This is a genomic window from Rothia sp. HMSC062F03, assembly GCF_001836905.1.
Taxonomy (GTDB): Bacteria; Actinomycetota; Actinomycetes; order Actinomycetales; family Micrococcaceae; genus Rothia; species Rothia mucilaginosa_A.
This window is the reverse complement of record NZ_KV830869.1, coordinates 51854-58524: the sequence shown is the minus strand read 5'-3', so window position 1 is coordinate 58524 and position 6671 is coordinate 51854. Positions and strand designations below refer to the sequence as shown.

At 57.5% G+C, this 6671-nt stretch carries 10 protein-coding genes; 8 read left to right on the top strand and 2 right to left on the bottom strand.

The window, feature by feature from the left end:
• Positions 1–206 precede the first annotated feature (206 nt).
• The 3 genes from HMPREF2674_RS03180 to HMPREF2674_RS09520 all read left to right on the top strand — a co-directional run bounded on the left by HMPREF2674_RS03180 (position 207) and on the right by HMPREF2674_RS09520 (position 1886).
• Positions 207–755, top strand: coding sequence for a GTPase (locus tag HMPREF2674_RS03180; protein ID WP_070648567.1), 549 nt, complete (start codon positions 207–209; stop codon positions 753–755).
• 180 nt (positions 756–935) lie between these two features.
• On the top strand, positions 936–1397 hold the full coding sequence (locus HMPREF2674_RS09525) for a hypothetical protein (RefSeq protein WP_246826160.1): 462 nt from the start codon (positions 936–938) through the stop codon (positions 1395–1397).
• A gap of 213 nt (positions 1398–1610) precedes the next feature.
• Positions 1611–1886: a hypothetical protein gene (locus tag HMPREF2674_RS09520; RefSeq protein ID WP_246826159.1), complete on the top strand. Its 276-nt coding sequence runs from the start codon at positions 1611–1613 to the stop codon at positions 1884–1886.
• A gap of 75 nt (positions 1887–1961) precedes the next feature.
• Here HMPREF2674_RS09520 and HMPREF2674_RS03170 read toward each other — a convergent pair whose 3' ends face one another.
• A complete protein-coding gene (locus HMPREF2674_RS03170; protein ID WP_049333723.1) occupies positions 1962–2594 on the bottom strand; it encodes a LysE/ArgO family amino acid transporter in 633 nt (210 codons plus the stop codon).
• Positions 2595–2802: 208 nt separating this feature from the next.
• Between HMPREF2674_RS03170 and HMPREF2674_RS03165 the strand changes: the two genes are divergently transcribed.
• Positions 2803–3720, top strand: coding sequence for a LysR family transcriptional regulator ArgP (locus tag HMPREF2674_RS03165; protein WP_070824794.1), 918 nt, complete (start codon positions 2803–2805; stop codon positions 3718–3720).
• A gap of 13 nt (positions 3721–3733) precedes the next feature.
• Positions 3734–4312, top strand: coding sequence for a hypothetical protein (locus tag HMPREF2674_RS03160; RefSeq protein WP_049342954.1), 579 nt, complete (start codon positions 3734–3736; stop codon positions 4310–4312).
• Between the two features lie 216 nt (positions 4313–4528).
• Here HMPREF2674_RS03160 and HMPREF2674_RS03155 read toward each other — a convergent pair whose 3' ends face one another.
• Entirely contained in the window at positions 4529–4843 is a 315-nt protein-coding gene (locus tag HMPREF2674_RS03155) for a cell division protein CrgA (RefSeq protein ID WP_049333728.1), read from the bottom strand.
• A gap of 150 nt (positions 4844–4993) precedes the next feature.
• Between HMPREF2674_RS03155 and HMPREF2674_RS03150 the strand changes: the two genes are divergently transcribed.
• Genes HMPREF2674_RS03150 through HMPREF2674_RS03145 form a run of 3 tightly spaced genes read left to right on the top strand, consistent with a single transcriptional unit; the run spans position 4994 to position 6568 of the window.
• Entirely contained in the window at positions 4994–5743 is a 750-nt protein-coding gene (locus HMPREF2674_RS03150) for a class E sortase (RefSeq protein ID WP_049345816.1), read from the top strand.
• 15 nt (positions 5744–5758) lie between these two features.
• Positions 5759–5920, top strand: coding sequence for a hypothetical protein (locus HMPREF2674_RS09370; protein WP_049333732.1), 162 nt, complete (start codon positions 5759–5761; stop codon positions 5918–5920).
• A gap of 15 nt (positions 5921–5935) precedes the next feature.
• Positions 5936–6568, top strand: a complete 633-nt coding sequence (locus tag HMPREF2674_RS03145) for an aminodeoxychorismate/anthranilate synthase component II (RefSeq protein ID WP_070648556.1) — start codon at positions 5936–5938, stop codon at positions 6566–6568.
• Positions 6569–6671: the final 103 nt, after the last annotated feature.

The following is a 6671-nucleotide window of genomic DNA, read 5'->3' as shown; positions in this document are numbered from 1 at the left end:
GTTCACTGTATGGTTTTTGGATAACAATCCAATAGGCAATAAAAAGAGCCCGCTTGCGCGGGCTCTTTTGCTTTAACAGCTAAAGCTGGGAAGGGGGCAGACCCAGGTGGGTCTGCCCCCTTTTTTTTGTGCGCTCAGACCCTTGTCTATGGCTCTGTCTACAAGGAAGAATGCTCTTCACAGACACACTGGGATAGAGTAGAACCATGCACTACCCCATGTTTTCCCACGCACCAGAGCCAGTCGATCAGCAGCACCAACACAACGGTGAAGAACGAACGGCAGCCCTCTACGTAGAGAGCACACTGGAGCCCCATGAAGTATGGGCAGCACTCACTGAATACATTCACCTCTGGTGGCCCAGGCAGCTCCTACAGAGCGAGGAAAGCCATATAGACCTCTCCGCTGAGCTATTGCTCGAAGAGACCGAGAACGGTGATGTTATTCCTATAGCCCGTGTTATCCAATGCGTAAACGAAGACGTACTTACCATTGCCCCCTACCCGGGAACACTCCTAGGGCGCCTCCTGGGAGCGGATGAAGAGACAGAAGAGAGCCTGAGCTTCATCCTGGATGCCCTGGCACCGGAGACTGCAGAAGGACCGCTATCCCTGCTCGAGATGAGCAGCGGTACCTACAAAGGACTAGAGGATGAGGAGTTGGGCATCTACGCGGGACACGAAGAAGTAGCTGCGCTACTCATGGGTGCGTATGCCCGTTTCATTGGAGCTGAACTCCAGAAGGAAAAACTATAAGGTATTCTCGACCCTGTAGAGTGGTATGTCATGAGCACACAGGACCAGAACACCCCGCGGAAAAAGGGCGCACGCCCCACCTGGGCACGACTGCGCACCAAAGCCGCAGAGGGACGATCTCTGCAATACAGCAGAGCCGATATGCTGAGGTAAAGCAATATCTGGTTCCGCAAGCAGGGCGTGCCCCTCATTATTCCTGCACGTCAGCGTGCTCTCGACGCGTTCCCGCGCTCCGTGCCGTGGATTCTGTGGGTGAGCATCATGCACGTCTGCTATATCTTCCTGCGCGATATCCTCATCTTCATCCTTGACGGAACTAACGGTTCCCTCCCGGAGTACCTTAGGGCCATTGCAACCGATACTGCCCTGAGCGAGGACGTCGTTCCCCTACTCGTGCTTGGTGGCATCTTCCTCGTGATGCCGATTATCTCTGGTGCGTTTATTGCCCTGGTACATCTGCTGATGGTGCGCTCCCCGAAGTGGGTACAAATTACCGCAGGTGCTTTTACCGTACTCGTTGCAGGGGCTCAGCTTCCCGCGTACCTGGGCTGTTCTGGGGCTCATGGGGCTACTCGCCGTGTTCGTGGTCGTCACGGCCTCTCTAGAGCGCACAGCGCGCCTTCTGGGTCGCAACAGAGGTGACAACGTCGCAAGCTTTAGCGAGAAAACGACTACGAGCGCGCCGCAGCCCTCGAAGGCGGAATCTGGAACACCGCCCAGGACTGGGTCGAAGAAAAGAAAATCCACGAACACCGACCCCTCAAAATCGCGCCCTGGGGCAACCTCATCATCATCCCCATGATTGGGTAGATTATTCAGGCAAGCTTCTTCATGCTGCTCGTCTTCGGGTTCTTCATGGGGTTCTCATCCGTAGCCATTAGCGACACCATCATCGAATCGTGGATGGCCGTCAAACCCAAACACCTCAAAATCCTCGGCGTAGACACCAATATCAACGCCGTGGTCATCAAGGTGTCCATGATCGTTGCCGTGTTCTCCGGGCTCAGCTTCGTCGCAACCACCAGTAGCGACGAAAAATATGCCCGAAGCTTCCTCAAACCCATGATTGAGCGAATCAAGCACATCCTGATTATTCGCGATATCTACCTGGGGCTTGCTCACCATGCCTAAAAGCGAAGTACTCGTACCCCTTAGCGAGGAGGAGACTGCGGAAAAAGAGCCTGACAAGGGATAAAAGGTATGGTGCTAGTGGGCGGACAGGTCCATGGTGAGCAGGTTGAATACCAGATACACCATGAGTAGGGCCACCGCCGCGTCAAGTACACGCCAGGCCTCCGGGCGGGCGAAGAGCGGACGTAAAATTCGTGAGCCGTATCCAATCATGAGGAACCACAGCACGCTACCGCAACAGCAGCCCAGGTAATACCACCAGCGGCCGGGATCGCCCTGCGTATTAGCCAGAGAACCGAGGAAAATCGTTGTGTCCAACCATGCCAGCGGGTTGAGGTAGGTGACCGCCGCCGTGGTTAGCAGGGCCGCCTTCAACGACTGCGCATCCTCGGTGCCCTCCTCAACGACAACCGCATGCGGGGTGAAAACACGCTTCGCCGACTCGTAGCCGAACCACGCCAGAAAAGCTGCGCCGACGTAGCGGAGAACCTCCATAACCCACGGGGCGGCGTCAAGTAGCGCACCAAGACCCACAACACCCAAGCCAATCATGAGCGCATCCGAGAGCACGCAGAAGATAATAATCGGGGTAATATGCCGACCCGTAATGCCCTGACGCAACACAAACGTGCCCTGGGCGCCAATGGCGGCCACCAAAGAGATAGTGGTGGTGGCACCCAGAAACAGCAGGGACAGGGATGTGGACATCGTGAAACTTTCTATGTCGATCAAACGGGGTATGAACCCGCGTACGCAGTGGCGGGTAGCGGCTCTCTTACTACCAGCTTGCCAGGCAAAAGCTCGCGACGCAGGGATAAAGCCTGCGTTAGCAGGAGTATGAAGCGCCAGAGACGAGAATACGGGAAAAAGGACCCTAAATCTATCTAAATATTTTCACACTGCGTAAGATATTCTTATGACACGTTTCAGTACCGACCAGCTCACCACCTTCGCCACCGTCATCGAATATGGCACCTTCGACGCGGCGGCAGATGTTCTACGGGTGAGCCCCTCCGCCATCTCCCAGCGCATCAAAGCCATGGAGCAGATCGCCGGAAAGGTTCTGCTGCGCCGAAGCAATCCCGTGACCCCCACGGATGCCGGACAGAGCGTGCTGCGCATCGCCCGCCAGAGTGAATTCCTGCAGCAAGAAATGGAACGCGAACTCATGGGTGCCGGCGGCTTCCAAAGCGTGTCTGTGGCGGTCAATGCCGATTCGCTTGCCACCTGGTTCATCGACGCCGTCGGAACCCTCAGCCGCGAAGACAGCATCTTCTGCGACCTGCGACGAGAAGGCGAATTCCACTCCTCCGCCATGCTCCGATCCGGAGAAGTCATGGCAGTCATCACCTCCAAACCCGAAAAAATCCCCGGCTGCTCCGTCGAAACCCTCGGCGTGGCACGCTACTGGTGCGTTGCCACCCCCGACTACGTGCAGCGGTACCTGCCCGGCTGGCCCAAGACCATGAGTCACGAAGAGCTCAATCGTGCCCCCGTCGTCGAATACGACCGTAAAGACTTTGTGCAGGATGTGGCACGAGCCCTCATTGAAAAAGAGGTAGGCCTAGAGGCTGAAGAAACCTTCGTTCAAAGCCCCACCATCTACATTCCCTCATCTCCAGACTATGCGCGCGCCGTTAGCTCCGGTATTGCCTGGGGCCTCATTCCTGAGGCGCAATGCGCCGAAGAGCTCGAAAATGGGCACCTCGTGAAGCTCGCCGCAACCCCGGTAGAATTTCCCCTCTACTGGCAGCGGTGGAACATTAACTCGCCCGTTATGGAGACCGTAACCCGCCGCGTCCACGAAGCGGCGCGAGGCGACCTTATCTACTAGAAGGGGTGGTTCCGTGGGTTTTGTGGAACGTCACCAGGTGGCCCTCTACCTCGTCTCCATGGCTGCGGGAGTTGCCTGCGCGGGGCGGGGCGGATGGAGTCAGGTCTCCGAGCAGCTCGTGCCCTACGCGCTCGGTGCGCTACTGTGGACCAACTTTGCCCTCATGCCCCTAAGCGGCATGAGCGCCGGTCAGCACAAGAGGCTCACCCATACTGTGGTGCTGGTTGCTGCTTTGGGGACTCCAGTTCTGGTTGCACTGCTCGTTCCCCTCTTTAATCCCGAGGGCGGTCCCGTTGCTTTAGCTGTAGCAATTGTTCTGTTGGCTCCATGCGTGGATTACGTTGTGGTCTTTACGTGTATTACCGGAGGGGAATATCGAGGTTTGCAGGCGGCAACACCCTACCTACTTGGCGCCCAGATCCTTTCTATTCCTATATGGACTAGTGTATATATTTATATGAGAATATTAAATATGGGGGTAGTGGGAGAAATATTCCCCCTCCCCGTCGAAAGCTACCTCAGCCTTGCACCGCTCATCGTGCCCCTAGCAGCCGCTTACCTGGCGCAACGCTGGTCAGCCCGCTCACCGTAGCGTCAGCAAACCTCATGAGCGCCACCGTACTCACCCAAACCCTCACCGAACTGCTCATCATGGTCGCCATGACCGCAATCTTCCGGGTCAGAACAAAGAAAAGCACAGCAGAGGCTCTCTAGCCCCAGCCCTACCAAACACTCAACTCCCAAACGCAGAGAGGCGGCCGCCACATACGGGACGACCGCCTCTCTCATAAAATCTAACGCCTAAGTCTTAACGCCAGCGGGTCATCATCAGCATACTCACCATCATGGCGCCCACGCCGATGCTGACGTTCCACATACCCAAGTCAGGAATCGGGAATAGGCCCTGCGTAATGTAGAAAACAATAATCCACAGGATGCCCAGGGCCAGCAGCGAAAACATGATGACCCGGTACCACAGCGGAGTCTGCTCCTTCAGCTGCGTACCGCTCTCCATCTCATGGGCAATCTCGCGCAGACGAATCTCGCTTGCGTCCTCCACCTCAGATTTCTCGGACTTCTGAGACTTCTTCTTGGACGATGCCTTAGCCGAGTTGGACGACATACTTCCTCCGCTTATTGTTGTATGGGTAACCTAAAAATATACGTTTACACCTATCTTTGCAGACTTGCGGGATGATTTCACCTCGCCCGAGCGTTAAACACAGCGTATGACGGCTGAGAAACGCAATGCCACTAACCCCAAGGAGAGAGCATGAGCCACGGAAAAGCACATAATGCTGCGCGCCGACCCCGCACCGTGCTGCAATGGATCATCCAGATTACCGGCGAGCTCCTTATCACCGCGGGCGTTATTCTGCTTCTCTTCGTTGCCTGGCAGCTGTGGTGGACCAATATCGACGCCGACCGTACCCAGTCCCAGGCCGTCAGCACCCTCGTGCAGGAGTTTGACGCGCATCCGGCCGAAGCCCCGCCCAGCTGGGACCCTAACACCCCTCCCGCCGGGCTGAGCGAACCCGAACACGGTGAGGTCTTCGGAGTCGTCTACATCCCCAAATTTGGCGCGGATTATCATCGTCCCGCCACCCAGGGCACCAGCGCCGACGTGCTCGACTCCCTCGGTCTCGGACACTACGACGGGACCGCCATGCCCGGCCAGATCGGCAACTTCTCCCTCGCCGGCCACCGCCAAACCCGCGGTAAGGTCCTCAACGACATCGACCTGCTCACCGAAGGCGACCACATCTACGTGCGCACCAAAGACGGCTACTACACCTACACCGTCTACAGCCACGAAATCGTGCAGCCTGACCAGGTTGAAGTCATCGAACCTGTGCCCGGCCAACCCGGTGTGGCCCCCACCGAGCGTCTCATGACCCTCACCACCTGCCACCCACGCTACGGCGATACCGAACGATACATCGTGCACGCCCGATTCGAATCGTGGCGTCCCGCCTCCGCCGGCGCCCCCGCAGAAATCGCCGCTTCGGTGGCCGGATCTTAAGGAAAGGAAAAGAACATGTACGGATGGATTTTCCGACACCTGCCCGGGCCCCTGTGGCTGCGCATCATTATTGCCATCGTGCTGGTGCTCGTAGCCGTCTACCTGCTCATGGAGTACGTCTTCCCGCACTTCGCCGAGTACGGCCCCTTCAACCAGAACGTCACCATCAACCATTAGCACTAGGACAACACCATGACCCGCATCCTTGTCATCGACAACTACGATAGCTTCGTCTTCACCCTTGTGGGATACCTGCAGCAGCTCGGCGCCGAGACCACGGTCATCCGCAACGATGAATACGACCTGGACCACGTGCTGAAGCTCGCGGAAGACCACGACGGCGTGCTCATCTCTCCAGGCCCCGGAGCGCCCTCTGAAGCCGGCGTCATTATTGACACCATCCGCTGGGCGGCTGAGGCAAAGAAGCCCCTGCTGGGCGTCTGCCTGGGCCACCAGGCCATTGCCGAGGCTTTTGGCGGCACCGTTACCCACGCCCCCGAACTGATGCACGGCAAGACCTCGAAGATGGTGCACGAGAACGTTTCCGTCTTCAAGGACGTGCCCTGCCCCTTCACCGCGACCCGCTACCACTCGCTTGCGGTCGTACCCGAGAGCATGCCGGACGTCCTGGAAACCACCTCCACGACCGACAACGGCATCATTATGGGCCTGCGCCACCGCGAAGCCCCCATGCACGGCGTGCAGTTCCACCCCGAATCGGTCCTGACCGAAGGCGGCTACCTGATGCTCGGCAACTGGCTTGAAGAAACCGGCCTGCAGGGCGCCGCAGAACGCGCTAAGAGCCTCTCGCCCCTCATGGCCTAACCCTTATAGCCTTTAGAGTCCTCAGTGGCTTATATCGCCTCCAGAAGCTCCGTAGTAGGCACACTACAGGGAAGCTGGAGGCGATACTCTATCTGAGCCCATA